The sequence below is a fragment of the Diaphorobacter sp. JS3050 genome (assembly GCF_013154915.1).
In the GTDB taxonomy this organism is placed as follows: Bacteria; Pseudomonadota; Gammaproteobacteria; order Burkholderiales; family Burkholderiaceae_C; genus Diaphorobacter; species Diaphorobacter nitroreducens.
The window spans coordinates 3,308,123-3,329,516 of record NZ_CP053553.1 but is presented as its reverse complement, the minus strand read 5'-3'; the positions used below and the strand labels follow the sequence as shown (position 1 = coordinate 3,329,516).

Genomic DNA, 21,394 nt, shown 5'->3' with positions numbered 1-21,394 from the left:
TGCCGGGCCTTGTCTTTTGTGTGCCGGGGGCGATGCCCTCGGATAACGGGCCGATGCGGTGGTTGGCCGTAAAATTGGCGCATGCCTGCCGATACCGCGCCCATGAATCTGACGCACCACTTCCTGATCGCCATGCCGGGCGTGGAAGATGCCTCTTTTTCGCGCAGTGTGGTGTATTTGTGCGAGCACAGCGAGCGCGGCGCGCTGGGGTTGATCATCAACAAACCCACGCCTATCAGCCTGGAAGGGCTGTTCGAGAAGGTGGACCTGTCCCTCGGGCGAGAGGATCTCACGCTGCAGCCGGTGTTCCAGGGCGGCCCGGTGCAGACCGAGCGCGGCTTCGTGCTGCACGAGGCCATGCGCGGCCCGCAAGAGAGCGAGGACGAGTCGCCCTACGCCTCCACGATGACCATCCCCGGCGGGCTGGAAATGACCACTTCCAAGGATGTGCTGGAGGCGCTGGCCCATGGTGCGGGCCCACGGCGCGTCCTCGTGACGCTGGGCTACTCGGCCTGGGGCGAAGGCCAACTGGAGTCCGAGTTGGCCGAAAACAGTTGGCTCACCGTGGGTGCGGACGTGTCGGTCATCTTCGAAACGCCTGTGCAAGAGCGCTATGACCGTGCCCTGGGGTTGCTGGGCCTGCAGTCGTGGATGCTGTCGCCCGAAGCGGGGCATGCATGAGCGGCCAGCCTGCTCCAGCCGTCGTCCCCGCGCATTTCCAATCCTTTCTGGCTTTCGATTACGGGCTCAAGCGCACCGGCGTCGCCGTGGGTACGCGCATGCTGCGCAGCGCCACGCCCCAGGGCACGATCCGCGCGGAGGGCGATGCCCGCTTCGCCCAGGTGGCCGAGCGCATCCGCGAGTGGCAGCCCGATGCCCTGGTGGTGGGCGTGCCGCTGCATCCCGACGGGGCTGCCCATGAGAACACCGCCCGTGCGCTCAAGTTCGCGCGCCAGCTGCGCGGGCGCTTCGGCCTGCCGGTCTTCGAGGTGGACGAGCGCTACAGCACCACCGAGGCCCTTTCTGCGGGCGCGGCTGATGCCGACGCCGCGTCGGCCTGCATCATCCTGGAACAGTTTTTGAGGAACCTGCCATGAGTTCTGCTACGACCCCGCCGGGTGCCACGCGCCCGGGCCATCTCACGCTGGATGCCGAGGCGCTGTACGCCGAGCTGCTGCGCGGCGTGCGCATGCTGCGCGAATCTGACACTTACTTGGCGGGCATCGCCTCGGGCGGCGCTTGGCTGGCCGAGCGTCTGCAAAAGGACCTGGGCTTGCCGGGCCAGGCCGGGGTGCTGTCGTCCGCCATGCACCGCGACGATTTCTCCCAGCGGGGCCTGGCCTCCAGCGCGCAGACCACGCTGCCGTTCGACGTGAATGGCGCGGACATCCTGGTGCTGGACGATGTGCTCTACACCGGCCGCACCATCCGCGCCGTACTCAATGAGCTGTTCGACTACGGCCGCCCGGCGCGCGTGCGCCTGGCGGTGCTGGTGGACCGCGGCGGCCGCGAGCTGCCGGTGGCCGCCGAGTTCGCTGCGGCGCGCGTGGCGCTGCCGCCCACGCAATCGCTGGCACTGGCCCGCAGCGAGGCCGGCGCTTTCCATTTCGACGTCAAAGAGGTCTGACGGTGCTGTACAAGCGCAACCCCCAACTCAACAAGAACGGCGAGCTGATCCACCTGCTGTCGATCGAGGGCCTGCCCAAGGACATCGTCACGCACATCCTGGATACGGCCACCAACTTCGTCAGCGTCCAGGAGCGCGAGGTCAAGAAGGTGCCGCTGCTGCGCGGCAAGAGCGTGTTCAACCTGTTCTTCGAGAACAGCACGCGCACGCGCACCACTTTCGAGATCGCGGCCAAGCGCCTGTCGGCCGACGTGTTCAATCTGGATATCGCGCGCAGCTCCACCGCCAAGGGCGAGACGCTGCTGGACACCATCGACAACCTGAGCGCCATGGCGGCGGACATCTTCGTCGTGCGCCACAGTGAATCGGGCGCGCCCTACCTGATCGCACAGCATGTGGCACCGCACGTGCACGTGGTGAACGCCGGGGACGGCCGGCACTCGCACCCCACGCAGGGGCTGCTGGACATGTACACCATCCGCCACTACAAGAAGGACTTCTCCAACCTCACCGTGGCCATCGTGGGCGACGTGCTGCATTCGCGCGTGGCGCGATCGGACATCCATGCCCTGACCACCCTGGGCGCAGCCGAGGTGCGCGTGGTGGGCCCACGCACGCTGGTGCCTTCCGACATGGCGCAGATGGGCGTGCGGGTGTTCCACAACCTGGAGGAAGGCATCAAAGGCTGCGACGTGGTCATCACGCTGCGCCTGCAGAACGAGCGCATGAGCGGTGCGCTGCTGCCTTCCAGCCAAGAGTACTTCAAGAGCTTCGGACTCACGCCCGAGAAGCTGCGGCTGGCCAAACCCGATGCCATCGTCATGCACCCGGGCCCCATCAACCGCGGCGTGGAGATCGACTCCGCCGTGGTGGACGGTCCGCAGGCCGTGATCCTGCCGCAGGTCACCTTCGGCATCGCGGTGCGCATGGCGGTCATGTCCATCGTGGCAGGGAATGAAGCATGACCTCGCTGAGCCGCTTCGCGCAATCCCCCCCGGGGGACGCCGCGAACGCGGCGGGGCGGCCCTTGCACGGCGGCCCCGACCTGGGTTGTCCCAGTTTCATGGGGTGTGGGTGGCGCACGGCGCCATGGATCACCAGCATGACTCATTTGCTATTGTGTTGATAGCTGCTAGCGCTTGTGGGACGGGCGCTAACGGCCAATTTGGCTTAGAACCATGAAAATCCTCATCCAGAACGGCCGCGTCATCGACCCCGCCAGCGGCCTCGACAAGGTGTGCAACGTGGCGCTGGCCGCGGGCCGCATCATCGCGGTGGACCGCGAGCCCCAGGGTTTCACGCCCACCCGCGTGATCGATGCCAGCGGCTGCCTGGTGCTGCCGGGTCTGGTGGACCTGGCGGCGCGCCTGCGCGAGCCGGGGCATGAGCATGAGGGCATGCTGGAGTCCGAGATGGCGGCGGCCGTCGCGGGTGGCGTGACCAGCCTGGTCTGCCCGCCCGACACCGACCCGGTGCTCGACGAGCCTGGCCTGGTGCAGATGCTCAAGTTCCGCGCCGAGAAGCTGCACCAGGCGCGGCTGTTCCCCTTGGGCGCAGTCACGCGTGGGCTGGCCGGCGAGGTGCTGACCGAGATGGCCGAGCTGACGGAGTCCGGCTGCGTGGGTTTCAGCCAGGCCGAGGTGCCGCTGACCAGCACCCAGGTGCTGCAGCGCGCGCTGCAGTACGCCGCGACCTACGGCTACACCGTCTGGCTGCGCCCGCAGGAACTGCACCTGGGCAAGGGCGTGGCCGCCAGCGGCCCGCTGGCCACACGGTTGGGCCTGTCGGGCGTGCCCGTGGCGGCGGAGACGATCGCTCTGCACACCATCTTCGAGTTGCTCAAAACCACGGGCGCGCGCGTGCACCTGTGCCGCCTGTCCAGCAGCGCGGGTGTGGATCTGGTGCGTCAGGCCAAGGCGGCGGGTCTGCCGGTGAGCTGCGACGTGAGCATCAATTCGCTCATGCTCACCGATGCGGACATCGGCTACTTCGACAGCCGCGCGCGCCTCACGCCGCCGCTGCGCCAGCAGCGCGACCGCGATGCGCTGGCCGCGGCGCTGCTGGATGGCACCATCGACGCGTTGGTGTCCGACCACACGCCGGTGGACGAGGATGCCAAAGCTCTGCCATTTGCCGAGGCCGAGCCCGGCGCGACGGGGCTGGAGTTGCTCCTGTCCGTGGCGCTGAAGTGGTCGCAGGAAGGCGGCGCGCCGCTGCAGCGTGCGCTGGCCGTGGTCACCGCAGAGCCCGCGCGGGTGCTGGGCACGTCGCTGGGCACGCTGCAGGCCAGCGTGGGCCGCATTATCGAAGGCGGGGTGGGCGACCTGTGCGTGCTGGACCCTGCGGCGCATTGGACCGTGCAGGCCGACGCACTGGCCAGCCAGGGCAAGCACACGCCGTTCTCGACCTATGAACTGCCGGGCCGGGTGCGCTACACCCTGGTGGGCGGCCAGGTCGCGTTCGAGCGCGGCTGAGCGACGCCGGCACACGCACATGCTGCGGGGATTACGGGCCTGCTGGCGGGTGTTGCGGCTGGTGTTGCACGCTGCACAGGGGTTGCTGGTGGTGGCGTGGCGCTTCCCCCGCCTATCGGTGGAGCAGCAGCAGGCGCGGGTGCAGGCGTGGGCGCTGGGCCTGCTGGCCTGCGCGGGGGTCACGCTGGAGGTGCGCGGCACCCCGCCGAGCCAGGGGCCGGTGCTGCTGGTGGCCAACCATCTGTCCTGGCTCGACATCCCGGTGATGCATGCGGCGCGCTACTGCCGCTTCATCTCCAAGTCCGACGTGCAGGCTTGGCCCATCGTCGGCACGCTCGCCACGGCAGCGGGCACGCTGTACATCGAGCGCGCGTCGCGGCGCGATGCCCTGCGCATGGTGGGCAGCATGCGGGATGCCCTGTTGCGGGGCGAAATACTCGCGGTGTTTCCCGAAGGCACGACCGGCGACGGTCGCACGCTGCTGCCCTTTCACCCCAACCTGCTGCAGGCTGCGCTGCAGGCGGACGTGCCCGTGCAGCCCATCGGCCTGCGCTTCGTGGACCGCGCAAGCGGCCAGACCACCCGCGCCCCGAGCTACATCGGCGACGAAACGCTGGTGGGCTCCATCTGGCGCACGCTCACCGCGCCGCCCATCACGGCGGTCGCGCATTTCGGCATGCCCGAGCGTGCGCAGGGGCGCGACCGCCGGGTGTGGGGCCAGGCATTGCATGCCGCAGTGGACGATCTGCGCCAACGCTGAATAGCCTCCTGCTGTCGCCAAAAGTGCACATGTGTGTGCAACGGGGCTGTAACGGTCTGTTTACATCCATCGCATCGACATGCGCCTGCAGTATGGTGCGCCTCTTTGCCAATAACCGAGGGAGGGATGCATGCAACTGATGGAGCGCGTGAAGGGGATTTTGCTCAAGCCCCGCGAGACCTGGGCCGCCATTGATGGAGAGCCTGCCGATACGGCACGCCTGTTCACGGGCTACCTGATGATCCTCGCGGCCATTCCGGCTGTCTGCGGATTCATCGGCATGTCGCTGATCGGCATGGGAGGCTTTGGCTTCAGCATGCGCGTACCGGTGCTCGCCGGGCTTGCCAACATGGCCGTGTCCTATGTGTTGAGCCTGGTCGGCGTGTATGTGCTGGCCCTGGTCATCAATGCGTTGGCACCCACGTTCGGCGGCACCCAGAACCAGGGACAGGCGCTCAAGGTCGCGGTCTACGCCAGCACGGCCGCCATGCTGGGCGGCGTGTTCAGCCTGTTGCCGGCGCTGGCCATCCTGGGCCTGGTGGCGGCGCTGTATTCGCTGTACCTGCTGTACCTGGGGCTGCCGCTGCTGATGCGCAGCCCGGCTGCGCGCGCCGTGCCCTATACGGCGGTGGTCGTGGTGGTGGCCATCGTGCTGGGCATCGTCATTGCGGCCATCGGTTCGCTGTTCATGCCGCATGGCCCCGCCATGTGGGGCAGTGCGGGCGGCCCGGCCGTGGTCATCGACACGCCGCGTGGGCAGGTCACGCTGGACACCGCCAAGCTGGAAGAGGCCGGCAAGAAGATGGAAGAGGCTGCCCGCCGTATGGAGCAGGCGCACAAGAGCGGCGATACCCAACAGATGACCGAAGCCGCAGGGCAGGCGATGGCGGCGGCCATGGGAGGTGCCAAGCACCAGACGGTGGGGGTTGATGCGCTCAAGGCCGCGCTGCCCGCCAAGCTGGGTTCGCTGGAACGCACCAGCTATGAGGTTCACGACGGCGCTGCCACAGGCCTGCCGACCAGCCAGGCGGAGGCCGAGTACGGCAACGGTGACAAGGTTGTGCGCATTTCGGTCGTGGATGCGGGTGCATTCGGCCAGTTGGCCCAACTGGCGGGGATGGTGCAGGGCGAGCGCGAGAGCGACGGCATCGTGGAAAAGACCTGGCAGGAGAATGGCCGCACGTTGCACCACAGCTACGCCAAGGACGGCAGCCAGGCGGAACTGCGCGCGGTGCTCAAGAACGGCGTGGTGGTCACGGTGGAGGCCGAGAACCTGCCGTTGAAGGACGTACAGGGCTTCATGGGCCAGATCGACCTGGCCACGCTGGAGAACCTGCCGCGCAAGGACAAGTCCTGATCCTGCCGCTCCGCGACGGCAGGGGCGCTTGGGAGGCGCGGTCAGGGTGCGGCGTTCTCCCGTGCGAACGCCACCACGTGGTCGACCTGCGTGCGGATGCCGATCCATTCGCCCATGGCATGGTCATGGTGGCTGGGCACGTGGGCCATCACGGTGAGGCCGTTGGCCAGTTCCAGCGTGTACAGAAATTCCGAGCCGCGGAAGGCCTTGCGCACGATGCGCGCCCGCACGGGTGAGCTGTCGTCATGCACCACGTCGTCGGCACGCAGCAGCACGTCGCATTCGCCGCCGGGGTAGCTTGCCGGCAGCAGGCAGCCGTCGATGTCGGTCAGGTCGCCCAGCGGGGTGCGCGCCACCACATGGCTGCCCTGCTGCACCAGCGTGGCGGGGGCGAACACGCCATGGCCGATGAAGTCGGCCACGAAGCGCGTGGCGGGGCGGTGGTAGAGGGAGTAGGCATCGTCCCACTGGTGCAGGTGGCCGCCCTCCAGCACGCCGATGCGGTCGCCGATGGCGAAGGCCTCCAACTGGTCGTGCGTGACGAACAGTGCCGTGGCGCCGGCGGTCTTGAGGATGCTGCGCACCTCGTGGGCCAGTCGCTCGCGCAAGTCCACATCCAGATTGGAAAACGGCTCGTCCAGCAGCATCAGCCGCGGGCGCGGTGCCAGCGCGCGCGCCAATGCCACGCGCTGCTGCTGGCCGCCCGAGAGCTCGTGCGGAAAGCGCGCCTCGCTGCCCTCCAGACCCACCAGGGCCAGGGACTCGCGCACGCGTTCGGCCTGCTCCGCGCGGGGGAGTGCGTGGATGCCGAAAGCCACGTTGCGCCCGACGCTGAGGTGCGGAAACAGCGCATAGTCCTGGAACACCATGCCCATGCGCCGCTGCTCGGGGGCATGCTGCGCCCCGGTGCGCCCACCACCTCGCCCCCAGGCGGATGGCTCCTTCGGCGACGGGTTCCAGCCCCGCCACCGCGCGCAGCAGGGTGGTCTTGCCGCAGCCCGAGGGGCCGATGAGCACACCGATCTCGCCGGCGGCCAGGCCCAAGGTCACGCCGCGCACGGCGGCTTGCGGGCGGTTGGCGTACCGCACGTCCAATTGAGACACTTCCAGAAACATGGCGTGAGTTTAGGGCGTGTCCCGCCCTGAATGACCCCACGCCGCAGCGCCGTACTGCGCAGGCGTGGCCCCGCGCTGCGCCGCCTGGGCGCGCCGCCCCAGGGCCCACATGCTGGTAGGGCGCGGCCGACCTGCGGCCCGCGGTTGCGTAGAATTGTTCCCATTTGCATCACAACTGCCAGGGTTCACCGGGCAGGCGGTGGATGCGCTCTCTTCGCCTTGCACCTCGCTACCGGCCGTCCCTTGCTGCCACGAATCCGCCGCGCCCTGCGCTCCACTTCACTGATCCTGTTGGCCTTGCTGCTCACGCTGCCCCTGCTGGCCGTGCTGGGGGCTTGGCTGCCCTGGGGCGAGGGCGGCGCGCAGTCCGGTGCCATCCTGCGCGCCATGGCCACCACGGTGCTGCCGGGGTACCTGTGGACCACGCTGTGGCTGGGTCTCGCCGTGGCCGTGGGCGCGGCCGTGGTGGGCACGGCCTGCGCCGCGGCGGTCACGCTGTTCGACTTCCGTGGCCGGCGCTCGCTGGAGTGGCTGCTGCTGCTGCCCCTGGCCATGCCGGCCTATGTGACGGCCTACGCCTATACCGACTTCCTGCAGTTCAGCGGCCCGCTGCAGGTCGGGCTGCGCGCCACGTTCGGCCTGGAGGGCCGCCTGCTGCCCGAGGTGCGCAGCCTGGGCGGTGCGGTGTGGGTATTCATCTTCTCGCTCTACCCCTACGTGTACCTGCTGGCGCGCACGGCGCTGGGCGAGCGTGCTGCGCACCTCATGGAGGCGGCGCGCCTGCTGGGCGCATCGCCCGCGCGGCGCATCCGTAGCGTGGCGCTGCCGCTGGCACGCCCGGCGGTGGCCGCGGGCGTGGCGCTGGTGCTCATGGAGACGCTGGCCGACTTCGGCGTCGCGGCGTACTTCGGCATCCAGACCTTCACCACGGGCATCTACAAGGCCTGGCTGTCCATGGACGACCGGCTCGCCGCGGCGCAGCTGGCCACCGTGCTGCTGGTGCTGGTCGTGCTGCTGCTGCAGCTGGAGCTGCGCGCGCAGCGGCGCATGCGCTTTGCCACGGGCGGCGTGGGCCGCGCCGGCTCGACCGAGGCGCAGCCCACGCGGCTGCGCGGTGCAAGCGCCGTGGCGGCGTGGCTGGTGTGCGCCCTGCCAGTACTGATGGGCTTCGTGGCGCCGGTGCTGTTCATGCTGCGGCCGCTGGCGGCCGACTGGTCGGTGCTGCCCTGGTCGCGTTTCATCGAATGGGCGGGCAACAGCGTGCGGCTGGGGGGTATTACGGCCGTGCTGGCCGTGGGCATTGCCCTGGTGCTGGCGTTTGCCGTGCGCCGCCGGCGCGATGCGCTCACGCGTGGCGTGGTGCAGCTGGTCAGCTTGGGCTACGCCGTGCCCGGGGCGGTGATCGTCGTGGGTCTGCTGCTGCCCGTGGGCTGGATGCAGGCCGCGGCGCCCGGCTGGGGGCTGCCCGCGATCATCACCGCCACGGCCGTGGGCATTGTGTGGGCCTACCTGGTGCGTTTTTGCGCGGTAGCGCTGCAGTCGGTGCAAAGCGGCTACGCGCGCGTCTCGCCCAGCCTGGACGACTCGGCGCGCATGCTGGGCGTGGGCAGCCTGGGCGTGCTCACGCGCGTGCATTGGCCGCTGCTCAAGCGCTCCACCGCGGCGGCGGCGCTGCTGGTGTTTGTGGACGTGATGAAAGAGCTGCCGGCCACCATGGTGCTGCGCCCCTTCAACAGCGACACCCTGGCCGTGGTGGCCTACCAGCTGGCCCGCGACGAGCGCCTGGGCGAGGCCGCGCTGCCCTCGCTGGCGCTGGTGGCCGTGGGGCTGGTGCCGGTGATCCTGCTGAGCCGCACGCTGCGCGCGTCGTCGCGCTGACCCGGCGCCGCCTCATTGGACACCGAGGCGGCCCGGTACGGCCCAGCGTGGCGGCCTACACTGCGCGCATGACCCCTGCCGACATCACCATCTACCACAACGCCCGCTGCAGCAATTCGCGCGGCGCCTTGGCGCTGCTGCGCGAGCGCGGCATCGAGCCCACCGTTGTGGACTATCTCGCCCAGCCGCTGGATGCCGTCCAGCTCACCGCCTTGGTGGCGCGCCTGGGCGTGCCCGTGCGCGAAGTCATGCGCACCAAGGAGGCCGCCTACACCGCGCTGGATCTGGCCGACCCGGGCCGCACCGATGCCGAGCTCATCGCCGCCATCGCCGCGCACCCGGTGCTGCTCAACCGCCCCATCGTCGTGACGCCGCGCGGTGCCCTGCTGTGCCGCCCGCCCGAGCGGGTGCTGGAGTTGCTCTGATACCGGGCCATCGGAATTTCGGGTATTTCGGTTAAATTGGCCTGTAACGCTTATGTTTAAAGCGCTAATAGCTATTAAATAAATAGCAAAAAGACCCATTCCCTGGCGCCGCGCCGCTTTCCTACAGTCGCGCGCGGCGCCGGGCCGATATGCTGGGCGGCATGCTGCCTGTTCCGGGCCGTGGGAGAGCGCCATGACACCACCCGTACCGCCAGAAGAATGCGCCCCGCATGCGGGGCCCATGCATGCGGTCGCTGGCCGTGCGGCCGCGGCGCGCGCTGTGCAGCAACGGTCGTCGGCGGGCCCTCGCCGCGTGCTCCACCCCCGCGCATGATCCGCGTGGCCGTGCTCTCGGGCCTGGGCCACGCGATCTTCGTGGCCGTGGGGCTGCTGGTGTACGTGATGGGCACGCGCATCGGCCACCAGCGCCGCCACCCCTCGGCCGCGATGGGCTGGGTGCTGGGCATCGTCACGTTTCCCTATCTGGTCGTACCGCTGTTCCTCTTGTTCGGCACGCGCAAGTTCGCGCGGCCCGCGCGCCGCCCGCACGGCCCGCCGCTGGAGGCAACGGAAGGCGGGCCGCCCTGGGCCACGCGGCTGCTGGCCAGCCTGGAGCTGGCGCCCGCCGTGCGCAATGCGCAGGTGGTGCTGCATGCCGACGGCACGCAGGCGCTGCAGGGGCTGCTGGCCACCATTGCGTCGGCCCGCCACCGGCTGGACCTGTGCACCTACGTGTTTGCCTACGACGAGGTGGGGCGCGAGGTGGCGCGCGCGCTGCTGGACTGCGTGCACCGCGGCGTGCGCGTGCGCCTGCTGGTGGACGCCATGGGCAGCATGCGCACGCCGCCCGGCATGCTGCGCGCGCTGCGGCGCCAGGGCCTGCAGGTGCGCCGCTTCATGCCGCTGCTGCACAACCCCCTGCGCGGGCGCACCAACCTGCGCAACCACCGCAAGCTGGTCGTGGCCGACGGCGAGCGGCTGTGGAGCGGCGGACGCAACCTGGCCTGCGAGTACTTCATCGACCGGCCGGGCCACCCCGCCTGGGCGGACTTGAGCTACGAGGTCCATGGCCCGCTGGCCGCGCAGGCGCAGGCCCAGTTCGCCACCGACTGGCGTGTGGCGCGCGGCCTGGTGCTGCGCCGCCGCCGCAAGGCACGTAGCACCGCCGCGCCGGCGCTGCCCGCTCCGCCCGCACACGGCCCGTTGGCGCAGTGGCTGCCCAGCGGTCCCGACCATGCCGACGACACCGTGCATGCGCTGCTGCTGGCGGCTGCCTACCATGCCCAGCGGCGCATCGTGGCCGTCACGCCGTACTTCGTGCCCGACGACGCGCTGCTGGACGCCTGGTGCCTGGCCTGCCGGCGCGGCGTGCAGGTCAGCGTGGTGGTGCCGGCGCGCTCCAACCACCGCCTGGCAGACCTGGCCCGCGAGCGCGCGCTGCGCCAGCTGGCCGCCGCGGGTGCGCGGGTATGGCTGTCCCCGGCCATGGTGCATGCCAAGGCGGTGCTCATCGACGACGAACTGGCTCTCGTCGGCTCGCTCAACCTGGACGCGCGCAGCCTGTTCCTGAACTACGAGGCCATGACCGTGTTCTACGGCCCGCAGGAACTGCACTGGCTGGCGCAGTGGAGCGACCAGCTGCTGGCCCGCGCGCGCCCCTACCACGCGCGTGCGCCCTCCTGGCTGCGCGACGTCATCGAAGGCGTGGTGCGCTCGGTGGGCTTTCAGCTCTAGGCGGCTGCCGCGCCCGTGCAGGGCGAAGGGTAGGCCGGTGCGTTCGCTGTTGGGCGGCGCGGCGGTGATGGGTAGTCGTGGTGCCCGGGTTGCCCGGCACAGGTGCGCCGCACGTCCCTTCGGACCCATGGGGCGTGGGATGCGCGATCGGGCCCGTGCAGTGATGCGATGGCGCCCTCGTCCGACACGCCTGCGGCCGGCTGGCGGGCACGCCCGCAGCCACCGCCACACTACAACGGGGGTATCGGGCGCACGCAGCGTGCGTCCACCACTGTTTTAAGGAGAGCGCCATGAACGCCACCGATCCGCGATTTCCCCAGAACCCACCCATCGACCCCGACCTGGCCGAACAGGCACGACCCGGCCACGGCGTGCCGTCACAAGACCCGGAGCCGCAGGCACAGCAGCCCCTGCCGCCCGAAGACCAGGAGCGCGAATCCAAATCGGTGCTGATGGGCGGCGGCGCGATGGCGGGCGCAGCTGCCGGCGCGGCCGTAGGCGCTGCCACGGCGGGGCCGGTGGGCGTCTTTGTGGGCACCCTGGCGGGCAGCGTGGCGGGGGCGCTGGGCGGCGCTGCGGCGGGCCGGCTGGTGGACACCGACCCCACGGCACCGGAAACCGACCCCAAGGCCGGGCCGGACGGCGAGCGCTAGATGATCCTGCGCCGGCATCTGCCCGGAAAGTGGTCCCTCCGACAGGAATCGAACCTGTATCTAGCGCTTAGGAGGCGCTCGTTCTATCCATTGAACTACGGAGAGGGAGGCAAGATTGTAAGGGCGGTGCCATGCCGCCCTTTTGCTATTGAGTTAATAGCTGCTTGCGCTTGAAGGGAAAGCGTTACGGCCGATTTTTGGCATAGAACTTCAGTCGTAGCGCACCGTGTAGATCAGGTCCACCGCGCTTTGCATGCCCGTCTGGCCGCGCAGGGTAAGGTGCTGCGACAGGTCGTAGAAGATGTACAGCGTGCCCAGCACGCCCGAGAGGCTGCGCTCGTAGGTCACGTACAGGTCCTTGGACAGGCGCTTGCCGAAGGTGAGGGCGGCGGCGCTCGCGTCCTCGCCCGTGCCGGGGCCCTTGAAGCCGATCTCGTCCAGTCCCACGCGCTTGGCGATACCGCCGGTGCCGCTGCCGGAGCCACCGCCCAGCAGGGCCAGCGCGGCCTGCTGCAGCAGCGCGGCCTCGGCGCCGCCGCTGGCGGCGCTGCGGCCCAGCACCACCCACGAGAGCTTCTCGGCGTCCGGCAGGTCGGGGTCGGCATACAGGCGCACGCGCGGCGACTGGGCCGTGCCGGTGACCTGCACGCCGGCGCGCACGCTGATGTTGGGCCGGATGGCCAGCACGTCCAGCGACGGGTTGTCGTAGGGGCCGTTGAAGCGCAGCAGGCCCGTCTCCACGTCCAGCGCCTGGCCCCAGGCGCGGTAGCGGCCCTGCACGGTGCGGACCTCGCCGGTCACGCGCGGCGGGGCGCCGGCCGTGCCGCTGCTGCGGATGTCCAGCTGCCCCGTCAGGCGCGTGGTGATGCCGTGGCCCTGCAGGGCGAAGTCGTTGCCCAGGTCCAGCGTGACGGCGATGTCGGGCGCGCGCGCGGCCTGCACCTGCCCGCCGGCCTCGGCCTTCTGGGCGTGCTGCGCGTCGCGCGCGGCCTTGGCGGCGGCTTCTTTGTCCAATGCGGCGGAGCGCACCACCACGTCGCTGCCCAGCGTGGGCGCGCCCGCCTCGGGCAGGATGATGGTGGCGCGGTCGGTGGTGAGCTGGCCGCGCAGCGTGAATTGCCCGCCCTGCAGCCGCGCCGTGAGGTCGCCCGAGACGCTGACCTGCCGGTCGGCGCGCACCAGCAGCTGCAGCGCCCGCGCCTGCGCGCGCAGGTCCATGCGGATACCGGCGCCACCTGCGCCTGCCGCGCCCCACGATACGGTGCCGCCGCCGGTGAGCGTGCCGCCGTCCTGCGGCGCCGCGGTGCGGTTGCCGCTGTAGCCCGCGATGCGTGCGCGGCTGCCCTGGCCGCCGTGCAGGCTCAGCTCGGTGATGGTGAGCCGGTCGCCCTGCAGCGCGGCGCGCAGGCGCCCGTCCTGCAGGTCCACGCCGTCCAGCAGCGAGCGGATGGCGAACTGGTCCGCCGCCAGCTGTCCGCTCCACTGCGGCGCGGTGCGCGTGCCGGACAGGCGCGCGTCGGCGCTCAGCGTGCCGCGCACGCGCCAGCCCGGCGGCGCCAGGGCGGACCACACGCCCACGTCGGGCAGTTCGGCACGCACGGTGGCGGCCAGTGGGGCCTCGGCGGGCCAGGTCCAGCCGTCGGGCGTGCGCGCCAGTTGGGTGCTGCCTTCGGCGTGCAATTGGCCGGCGCGCTCACTGTCCCAGTCCAGTCGGGCGCGCAACGCCGGGCCTTCGGCGCTGACCGTGAGTTCGGCCCGGCGCACGCCGGCGGGTGTGCCGCGCGTGGGCGTGGCTTGGGCCGCCTGGGCACCCTTGCCCTGGCCGCTGCTGTGCACCACGGTGGTCGGCGTGGCATCCAGCGTGAGGATGCGCAGGTCGCCGCTGCTGCGCCGCAGGCTGGCGCTGGCGCGCAGCGTGTCGCCGGCGTCGATGTCCCAGGTGCCGTCCAGCAGCAGGTCGCCCGCCAGGCCCGCCCGCTCCAGCATGCCGTCGCCGTCCATGCGCCAGGCGTTGGCCCAGTCCAGCGGCAGGCCCTTCAGTTCGCCCTGGCTGCGCAGCTGCAGGGCACCCTGCGCGCCCTGGGCATAGCGCAGGGGTTGCCAGCGCAGTTGCAGATGACCGGGCCGCGGCCCTTCGACGAAGGCCTGGCCGGCGCCGGCCTCCACCACCAGCTGGGGGGACTGGCGCAGCTGGATGGCCACCGGCTCGGCCAGGCGCAGCTTCCACGGGCCGGGCTGGCCGGCCGCGTCGGCCTGCATCTGCAGGGATTCCAACTGGGCCTGCCATTGGCCCGCGCCGCGGCTGGCCGCCGTGGCGCGCAGGCGCAGCTGGGCACGCTGGCCCGTGAGGGTGGCGCTGCGGGCGGAAGGGCCCTCGTCAGGCTGCGGGCCGTGGCGCAGCTCGCCATCCCAGTCGAGCGCGGCCCGCGCCAACGAGCCCTGCAGCGTGGCGGTGGTGCGCCGCAGCTCCAGCGTGAGCGGGCCCGCGTCCGTGCCGGGCTGGGGTGCGCGCGCGATCTGCAGGCGCGGCGCGGACAGCTGGGCCTGCAGGTCAAAGCGCTGCGGCGCGGTTGCGGCAGCCACGGCCGTGCCTGCCGGCAGGCCCGCGGCCTGCAGTTGGCGCTGCAGGTCGTGCCAGCCGCCGCGCCAGGTGGCGGTCAGCGTGGCGTTGCCGTCCAGACTCCAGCCCGCCAATGCAGCGGGCAGGCCCGGCAGGCCCTGCAGCCAGCGCTGCGCGCGTTGCGTGTCCGTCATGTGCAGGGCCAGCGTGCCATTGCCGCGCTGGGGTGCGAGTTGCCCGTCGAACTGCGCGCTGGCGCCGGGCAGCGTGGCCTGCAGCGCGCCTTGCACGGCCGGTCCCGCCAGGTCGATGCGCAGCGCCTGGGCGCGCACTTGCGCCCGCAGGGCGTCCAGCTGCAGGCGGGCGATGTCGATCCGATCGCCCTGCCACTGGCCCTGCACGGTCAACTGGTCCAGGCGCAGCGGCGCGGGGGTGCTCGCCTTCGCCGCGGCCGTGGGGGCGGGGCGGCCGGCGGCGCGCAGGTCGGCGCTGAAGCGCACGGCGCCGCCCTCGGCAGCATCGCGGCTTTCGGCGCTGGCGGTGCCGTTCACGGGCGCGGCGTCCAGCAGGGTGTGCAGCGCCGCAGGGTTGAGGGCGCGCACCTCGGCCTGACCCTGCAGCGCGCGCGTGGCGGGTGTGTAGGCGCCCTGCAGTGCGACGCTGCCGCTGCCCACCCGCGCCAGCGATTCGGACACGGTCCAGGTGGTGCCGTCGAACGCGGCGCGGGCCTGCAGTGTGTCGACAGGCAGGCGCTGCTGGTCCCACGGGCCGGGCAGGGCGTTGCGCAACGCGGCCTGGATCTGCCAGCCGGGCGCGTTGGCCTCGGCGGGCTCCAGCGCGGCGGTGCCGCTGAGTTGGGTGGCGGGCGCCTGCGGCCACAGCGCGGCGAGGTCCAGGGCCTGCACCTCGGCCGCGGCCTGCAGCAGCGGTTGACCGGCCCAGGGGGCGATGCGCGCTTGCAGGTCGGCACGCAGCGGTGGATGAGCGGGGCCTGCGCCATCGGTGCCGCGCAGCTGGGCCGTGAGCTGGATCTGTGCGCCCGCGCCGGCCAGCGTGCCCTGCGCGCTGGCCTGGGCCAGGGCCTGCAAGGGTTGCGCGCTGCCGGGCACCGGCGTGCGCAGCGTGCCGTTGAGCGTGGCGGTGAGCGCCATGGGCGCCTGGGCCTGCAACGTGGCCAGCAGCGCGTAGCGGCCCTGGGCCAGCGTGACCTGGTCCATCGCCAGGCGGTGTTGCTCGCCGTCGTAGCGGTAGGTGCCCTCCAGTTGCTCGGCGACGGTGCTGCCGGCCCAGTCGATGCGGTCCGCGTGGAAGGGCAGCTCGATCCGCAGTGGCAGCACCAGCTGCTGCAGCGGCGGAGTGGGCGGCTCCTGCGGGCCGGGCACGTCCTGCGGCGTGATGAGCACCTGCGCGGCCCGTACCTCGCCCAGGCGCAGTTGGCGGCGCAGCAGCGGCGCGACGCTCCAGGCGATGCGCGCGTCGTGCACCTCCACGGCCAGCGTGGGGCTGCTCCAGCGCAGCCAGCCAATCGTGCCGCCCGAGCGCAGCGAGCCGCTCACGTCGCGCGCCTGCAGGCTCTGCCCCTCGGGCAGGTATTGCGCCGCGCGCGCCAGTGCGCTGGCCAGCGAGGTGTTGCTGCCGGCCCACCACCACAGCCCGCCCAGCAGCACCAGCGCCGCCATGAGCAGGCCCCCAGCGCAGCCAGCACCCAGCGCCCGGCGCGGCGGCACGGCGGCGGCCGCGGCGTGGGCGTCGCGCCTGCGGCGTAGGGCTGGTGGCTGGAGGGGTGGGTCATGGAGGTTTAAAAACAATAGCTGCTAGCGCTTGCCAGCAAAGGAATTCGAAACGAAAAATATCAAAATCCCTTGTGTATCAAGCGCTGGCAGCTCACTTTTTTGCATATCAGAACGTGTAGCCCAGCCGCAGGTGCAGCCGTACCTGGTGCGTGTGCAGGCCATAGGCCAGGTCGGCCTGCAGCGGGCCCACCGGGCTTTGCCAGCGCAGGCCTGCACCCACGCCCACGCGCGCCGTGAGATCGCCAGGTGTGTCGGCCACGGCGCCGGCGTCGATGAACAGGGCGCTCTCAAAGTCGGTGCGGTTGCCGCGCACGGTGATGGGGCGCTGCCATTCGGCGCTGCCCACGGCCATGTAGCGCCCGCCGAAGAGCTTGTCCGCGTCGGTGCGCGCGCCGATGCTGCGGTAGCCGTAGCCGCGCACGGTGGTGTCGCCGCCGGTCAGGAACAGCTGGGTGACGGGGATGTCGGCGCCGTCGCGCGCCAGCACCGCGCCGCCCTCCAGGCGCAGCGACAGGCGGCTGCCGCGGCGCACGTTGTTCCCCAGGTCCACGCGGCCCAGGCCGACGAAGGACTGCCAGCGCAGCAGCGTGCGCACGAAGGGGTCGCGCTCCGGGCGCAGCGTGGTGCCCACGCCCAGCTCGGCCGCCAGGCCCCAGCCGCGCATGGGGTTGGTATTGCTGTTGAAGTAGCGCCCCGTCCAGCCGTAGTTGGCGGAAATCGCGCTGCTGGACGGCGGTGCGTCCTCGCCGCGGTTCTTGGCCGTGTCGTGCTGCAGGAAGTAGCTGCGGTCGATGCGGTCCGTGCTCTTGGTGCGCCCGGCGCGCAGCCGCGAGCTGTCCACGTCGTAGCTGCCCGTGGCCTCGCGCTGCAGCTGCAGGCCGGTGAACCAGCGCCAGCCGTTCGCATGCGGCAGCCCGGTCCAGTCGGTGGACAGCAGCTTGCGCTTGTTGTCCACCGCCACCTTGCTCACCGCGCGCCAGCCCAAGCCCGGCAGGTGGTTGTGCGTGTGGTCCATGGACAGGCGCGGCCCGCTGTCGGTGGAGATACCGACGCCGAAGACCATTTTTTGCAGCGGTGCGTCGCGCACCTGGGCAATCACGGGGGCGGACTGCGGGTCGCCGTGCTCGGTGTCCAGCGTGAGGAACACCGCGTCGTAATAACCGCTGCTGGCCAGGCGCTGCTGGGTGTCCAGCAGGCGCGCCTCGCTGTAGTCCTCGCCCGTGGGCAGGCGCGCAATGCGGCGCATGCCCTCGTTGTCGTAACGCTCGCCACCCTGGATCTGCAGGGTGCCAAAACGGTAGGCCGGGCCAGGCGCGTAGGCCACCTGCAGCTTGGCCTCGGCGCGGTCGGCGTCCACCTCGGCGCGGCTGCTGGCGATGCGCGCCGTGGGGTAGCGGCGCGCCTGCAGATCGCGCAGGCCCTGGTTCTTGGCACTGTCCCAGCCCTCCTGCGTGAACGGCTCGCCGGGCGGCAGCGACCAGCCGCGCTGCAACCGGGCCTGGCGGCGCGCGAGCTCGGTCGCGTCGGCACCCTGGCCGTCCTCGCCCATCAGCGTGATGTCGGCACTGGCGATGTGCGTGCGCGGGCCGGGCGACACGTTGACCAGCACGGTGCGCGGGGGCGCGTCGGCGTCGGTGGCCTGCTCGCGCAGCTCGATGGTGATCTCGGGACTGAAGTAGCCCTGCGTGGCCAGCAGGTCGCGGGCGTTCGCGTCGGCCGAACCCAGCAGCCGCGTGAGTTCATGCGCCTGCAGGTCGGGCAGTTGGCGAAAGCGCTGCAGCTCCAGATGGCGCGTGAGGTACTCGCGCAGGGTGTCGTCCTCCACCTGCACATCCAGCGCGAACGCATCGGGGCCGGAGTCCGGGACCGCCTCGGAGGTGATGGAAGAGGGTGCGTCGTGCGGCGCGGGGGAGGGGCGCTGCAGCAGGCTGCAGCCCTGCAAGAGGGCCAGGCCGATCAGCAGAAACAGCAACGCCGGCCGCCGGGCCGGCGCTGAGCTTGGCTTGGTCATGCGGGCTATTTTGACAAAAGCCGCATCGTTTCTTCGAGGCCTTTGAGTGACAAAGGGTACATGCGATCGCCCATGAGCTGCTGGATGATGCCAATGCTCTGGCGGTACTGCCACACGCCCTGGGGTTCGGGGTTGATCCACGCGAACCGGGGGAAGGCGTGCGTGAGGCGCTGCAACCACTCGGCGCCGGGCTCCTCGTTGTTGTATTCCACGCTGCCGCCGGGCTGCAGGATCTCGTACGGGCTCATGGTGGCGTCGCCCACGAAGATGAGTTTGTAGTCCTTGTTGTACTTGCGGATGATGTCCCAGGTCGGGAACTTCTCCGCGAAGCGGCGGCGGTTGTTCTTCCACATGAAGTCGTAAACGCAGTTGTGGAAGTAGTAGAACTCCAGGTGCTTGAACTCGCTCTTCACGGCAGAAAAGAGTTCCTCCACGCGCTGGATGTGCTCGTCCATGGTGCCGCCCACGTCCATCAGCAGCAGCACCTTCACGTTGTTGTGGCGCTCGGGCACCATCTTGATGTCCAGCCAGCCCGCGTTGGCCGCCGTGGCGCGAATGGTGTCCGGCAGGTCCAGCTCCAGCTCATGCCCCTCGCGTGCGAACTTGCGCAGGCGGCGCAGCGCCACCTTGATGTTGCGCGTGCCCAGCTCCTGCGTGTCGTCGTAGTCGCGGTAGGCGCGCTGCTCCCACACCTTCACGGCGCTCTTGTTCTTGCCCGCGCCGCCGATGCGGATGCCCTGCGGGTTGTAGCCGCCATGGCCGAAGGGGCTGGTGCCGCCCGTGCCGATCCACTTGTTGCCGCCTTCGTGGCGCTCCTTCTGCTCCTCCAGGCGCTTCCTGAGCGTCTCCATCAGCTCGTCCCAGCCCATCTTCTCGATGGCGGCCTTCTGCTCGGGCGTGAGTTCGCGCTCCAGCATCTTGCGCAGCCAGTCGGCGGGGATCTCCTTGCGGAAGTCGGCCAGCATCTCCACGCCCTTGAAGTAGGCAGCGAACGCGCGGTCGAACTTGTCGAAGTGCTTCTCGTCCTTCACCAGCGCGGTGCGCGCGAGGTAGTAGAAGTCGTCCAGGCTCCAGGCGTCGTCGGACTTGGGGCCGACCACGCCGGCCTGCAGCGCCTCCAGCAGCGTGAGGAATTCCTTCACGGACACCGGCAGCTTGCCGGCGCGCAGGGTGTAGAAGAAGTCGATCAACATGAAACAGGCCTCCAGCGCTTATTCAGCGGGCGCATGGCGCTGCAGAAGGTATAGCAACTGCGCGCGCGCTTCGGGCCATTCGCCGCTGCGCATGCTGTACATCACCGTGTCGCGGATGGTGCCGTCGCGGCGCAGCGCATGGCCGCGGATCACGCCGTCCTTCTTCGCGCCCAGGCGTTCGATGGCGCGCTGCGATGCAAAGTTGAAGTTGTCCGTGCGCCAGCCCACCACGTGGCAGCCCAGCGTGTCGAAGGCATGGCCCATCATCAGCAGCTTGGCAGTGGTGTTCACATGCGTGCGCTGCACGCTCTGGCGGTACCAGGTGTAGCCGATCTCCACCCGCTTCACGGCGGGCAGGATGTCGTGGTAGCTCGTCGTGCCCAGCACGCGGCCCGTGGCATCGTCGAGCACGGCAAACGCGAAACGGTTGCCTTCGTCGCGCATGCGCAGCGCCGTCTCGATGTAGGCGCGCGTGTCCTGCGGCTCGGGCACGCTGGTGACGCGCAGTCTCCACAGCTCGCCGTCGGCCGCGGCGGCGGCGAGGCCGGCTTCATGCGCCAGGGCCAGGGGCTCCAGCCGCACGCCGCTCTGGCGCAGGGTGACGGGCTCGACGAAGGCCATGGACTGTTGCTCCTTGCTCATTCTTTCCGTGCGCTGCGGGCCGCGCGCCAGCGCCGTGCCAGGTGCAGGCCCAGCCCGCCCCCGATGCCCACCAGGGCGATGCCTGCAATGCTGGCCGCCCCGTAGCCCTCGCTGAAGATGTCCATCCCCAGCAGCAGGCCCACGCCATAGCCCGCGAGCGCGCCGCCCACGAACCCTATCGCGTCGGACGCACCTTCCATCAGAAGCCGCTGTGCAGTGCTCATGACGGGCTCTGGCTCAGCGGTTGCGCTGGTTCATGAAGACCAGCTTCTCGAAGAGGCTCACGTCCTGCTCGTTCTTGAGCAGCGCGCCCACCAGCGGCGGCACGGCCACCTTGTTGTCGGCGCTTTGCAGGGCTTCGAGAGGGATCTCCTCGGCCACCAGCAGCTTGAGCCAGTCGATGAGCTCACTGGTCGAGGGCTTCTTCTTCAGGCCGGGCAGGTTGCGCACGTCGTAGAAGGTCTTCATCGCCACGGTGAGCAGTTCGCTCTTGAGCGTGGGGAAGTGCACGTCGACGATCTTCTTCATCGTCTCGGCCTCGGGGAACTTGATGTAGTGGAAGAAGCAGCGGCGCAGGAAAGCGTCGGGCAGCTCCTTCTCGTTGTTGGAGGTGATGAACACCAGCGGGCGGTGCTTGGCCCGGATCATCTCGCGCGTTTCGTAGCAGTAGAACTCCATGCGGTCGAGTTCGCGCAGCAGGTCATTGGGGAATTCGATGTCGGCCTTGTCGATCTCGTCGATCAGCAGGGCCACCGGCTTGTCGGCCGTGAAGGCCTGCCACAGCACGCCCTTGACGATGTAGTTGTGGATGTCCTTGACGCGCTCGTCGCCCAGTTGCGAGTCGCGCAGGCGGCTCACCGCGTCATATTCGTACAGGCCCTGCTGCGCCTTGGTGGTGGACTTGATGTGCCACTGCAGGAGCGGCATGTCCAGCGCCTGCGCCACTTCCTCGGCCAGCATGGTCTTGCCCGTGCCGGGCTCGCCCTTGACCAGCAGCGGGCGCTGCAGTGTGATGGCTGCATTCACCGCGAGCATCAGGTCCTGGGTGGCAACGTAATTCTGGGATCCTTGGAATTTCATGGGCCTGGGAATAGGGAAATCGTTGATGAAAGGGCTTGACAAGCGCTGGCTATAATCGTCCACGAACTAGAACGCGGAGACAACCAATCGC

General features: G+C 70.2%; 17 protein-coding genes, 1 tRNA gene and 1 pseudogene. 11 read left to right on the top strand and 8 right to left on the bottom strand.

Features of this window, described 5'->3' with window-relative positions; genetic code table 11:
- Window positions 1-81: 81 nt before the first annotated feature.
- From HND92_RS15990 to HND92_RS15960, 7 genes are all read left to right on the top strand, one after another.
- Window positions 82-681: a YqgE/AlgH family protein gene (locus tag HND92_RS15990; RefSeq protein ID WP_011806670.1), complete on the top strand. Its 600-nt coding sequence runs from the start codon at window positions 82-84 to the stop codon at window positions 679-681.
- Window positions 678-1,097 carry a Holliday junction resolvase RuvX gene (ruvX, locus tag HND92_RS15985; protein ID WP_015914192.1) on the top strand — a complete coding sequence of 140 codons (420 nt, stop codon included), beginning with the start codon at window positions 678-680 and terminating at the stop codon, window positions 1,095-1,097. The genes HND92_RS15990 and ruvX overlap by 4 nt, the downstream gene beginning before the upstream one ends.
- The gene (gene pyrR / locus HND92_RS15980) at window positions 1,094-1,627 is read left to right on the top strand and encodes a bifunctional pyr operon transcriptional regulator/uracil phosphoribosyltransferase PyrR (RefSeq protein ID WP_011806668.1); all 534 of its coding nucleotides are present in this window, start codon (window positions 1,094-1,096) and stop codon (window positions 1,625-1,627) included. The genes ruvX and pyrR overlap by 4 nt, the downstream gene beginning before the upstream one ends.
- Before the next feature lie 2 nt (window positions 1,628-1,629).
- Complete coding sequence (locus tag HND92_RS15975) at window positions 1,630-2,592, top strand: aspartate carbamoyltransferase catalytic subunit (RefSeq protein ID WP_011806667.1); 963 nt, start codon at window positions 1,630-1,632, stop codon at window positions 2,590-2,592.
- A 213-nt stretch (window positions 2,593-2,805) separates the two neighbouring features.
- The gene (locus HND92_RS15970) at window positions 2,806-4,101 is read left to right on the top strand and encodes a dihydroorotase (protein WP_172208402.1); all 1,296 of its coding nucleotides are present in this window, start codon (window positions 2,806-2,808) and stop codon (window positions 4,099-4,101) included.
- Between the two features lie 19 nt (window positions 4,102-4,120).
- The gene (locus HND92_RS15965) at window positions 4,121-4,861 is read left to right on the top strand and encodes a 1-acyl-sn-glycerol-3-phosphate acyltransferase (protein WP_172208400.1); all 741 of its coding nucleotides are present in this window, start codon (window positions 4,121-4,123) and stop codon (window positions 4,859-4,861) included.
- Window positions 4,862-4,991: 130 nt separating this feature from the next.
- Entirely contained in the window at window positions 4,992-6,218 is a 1,227-nt protein-coding gene (locus HND92_RS15960; RefSeq protein WP_172208398.1) for a Yip1 family protein, read from the top strand.
- Between the two features lie 41 nt (window positions 6,219-6,259).
- Here HND92_RS15960 and HND92_RS15955 read toward each other — a convergent pair.
- Window positions 6,260-7,334: pseudogene (locus HND92_RS15955) on the bottom strand (ABC transporter ATP-binding protein).
- Between the two features lie 243 nt (window positions 7,335-7,577).
- On the opposite strand from HND92_RS15955, the gene HND92_RS15950 reads away from it, so the two are divergent.
- The 4 genes from HND92_RS15950 (at window position 7,578) to HND92_RS15935 (ending at window position 12,024) form a co-directional block, all read left to right on the top strand.
- Window positions 7,578-9,212, top strand: coding sequence for an iron ABC transporter permease (locus HND92_RS15950; protein WP_172208396.1), 1,635 nt, complete (start codon window positions 7,578-7,580; stop codon window positions 9,210-9,212).
- 68 nt (window positions 9,213-9,280) lie between these two features.
- Complete coding sequence (gene arsC, locus HND92_RS15945; protein WP_103737212.1) at window positions 9,281-9,637, top strand: arsenate reductase (glutaredoxin); 357 nt, start codon at window positions 9,281-9,283, stop codon at window positions 9,635-9,637.
- A gap of 330 nt (window positions 9,638-9,967) precedes the next feature.
- Window positions 9,968-11,371: a phosphatidylserine/phosphatidylglycerophosphate/cardiolipin synthase family protein gene (locus HND92_RS15940; protein WP_172208394.1), complete on the top strand. Its 1,404-nt coding sequence runs from the start codon at window positions 9,968-9,970 to the stop codon at window positions 11,369-11,371.
- A 290-nt stretch (window positions 11,372-11,661) separates the two neighbouring features.
- Window positions 11,662-12,024: a hypothetical protein gene (locus HND92_RS15935; protein WP_015914186.1), complete on the top strand. Its 363-nt coding sequence runs from the start codon at window positions 11,662-11,664 to the stop codon at window positions 12,022-12,024.
- A 30-nt stretch (window positions 12,025-12,054) separates the two neighbouring features.
- Here HND92_RS15935 and HND92_RS15930 read toward each other — a convergent pair.
- The 7 genes from HND92_RS15930 to HND92_RS15900 all read right to left on the bottom strand — a co-directional run bounded on the left by HND92_RS15930 (window position 12,055) and on the right by HND92_RS15900 (window position 21,303).
- Window positions 12,055-12,129 (bottom strand) — tRNA-Arg (locus HND92_RS15930).
- Between the two features lie 105 nt (window positions 12,130-12,234).
- A complete protein-coding gene (locus tag HND92_RS15925; protein WP_253940054.1) occupies window positions 12,235-16,311 on the bottom strand; it encodes a translocation/assembly module TamB domain-containing protein in 4,077 nt (1,358 codons plus the stop codon).
- A gap of 172 nt (window positions 16,312-16,483) precedes the next feature.
- Complete coding sequence (locus HND92_RS15920) at window positions 16,484-18,388, bottom strand: autotransporter assembly complex family protein (RefSeq protein ID WP_172208392.1); 1,905 nt, start codon at window positions 18,386-18,388, stop codon at window positions 16,484-16,486.
- Window positions 18,389-18,393: 5 nt separating this feature from the next.
- A complete protein-coding gene (locus tag HND92_RS15915; RefSeq protein ID WP_103737148.1) occupies window positions 18,394-19,581 on the bottom strand; it encodes a VWA domain-containing protein in 1,188 nt (395 codons plus the stop codon).
- Window positions 19,582-19,599: 18 nt separating this feature from the next.
- Window positions 19,600-20,202 (bottom strand): GNAT family N-acetyltransferase, encoded by a 603-nt coding sequence (locus HND92_RS15910; RefSeq protein WP_103737211.1) that lies wholly within the window; start codon window positions 20,200-20,202, stop codon window positions 19,600-19,602.
- A 17-nt stretch (window positions 20,203-20,219) separates the two neighbouring features.
- A complete protein-coding gene (locus HND92_RS15905; RefSeq protein ID WP_011806654.1) occupies window positions 20,220-20,447 on the bottom strand; it encodes a hypothetical protein in 228 nt (75 codons plus the stop codon).
- Between the two features lie 13 nt (window positions 20,448-20,460).
- Complete coding sequence (locus HND92_RS15900) at window positions 20,461-21,303, bottom strand: MoxR family ATPase (RefSeq protein ID WP_011806653.1); 843 nt, start codon at window positions 21,301-21,303, stop codon at window positions 20,461-20,463.
- Between the last annotated feature and the right edge of the window lie 91 nt (window positions 21,304-21,394).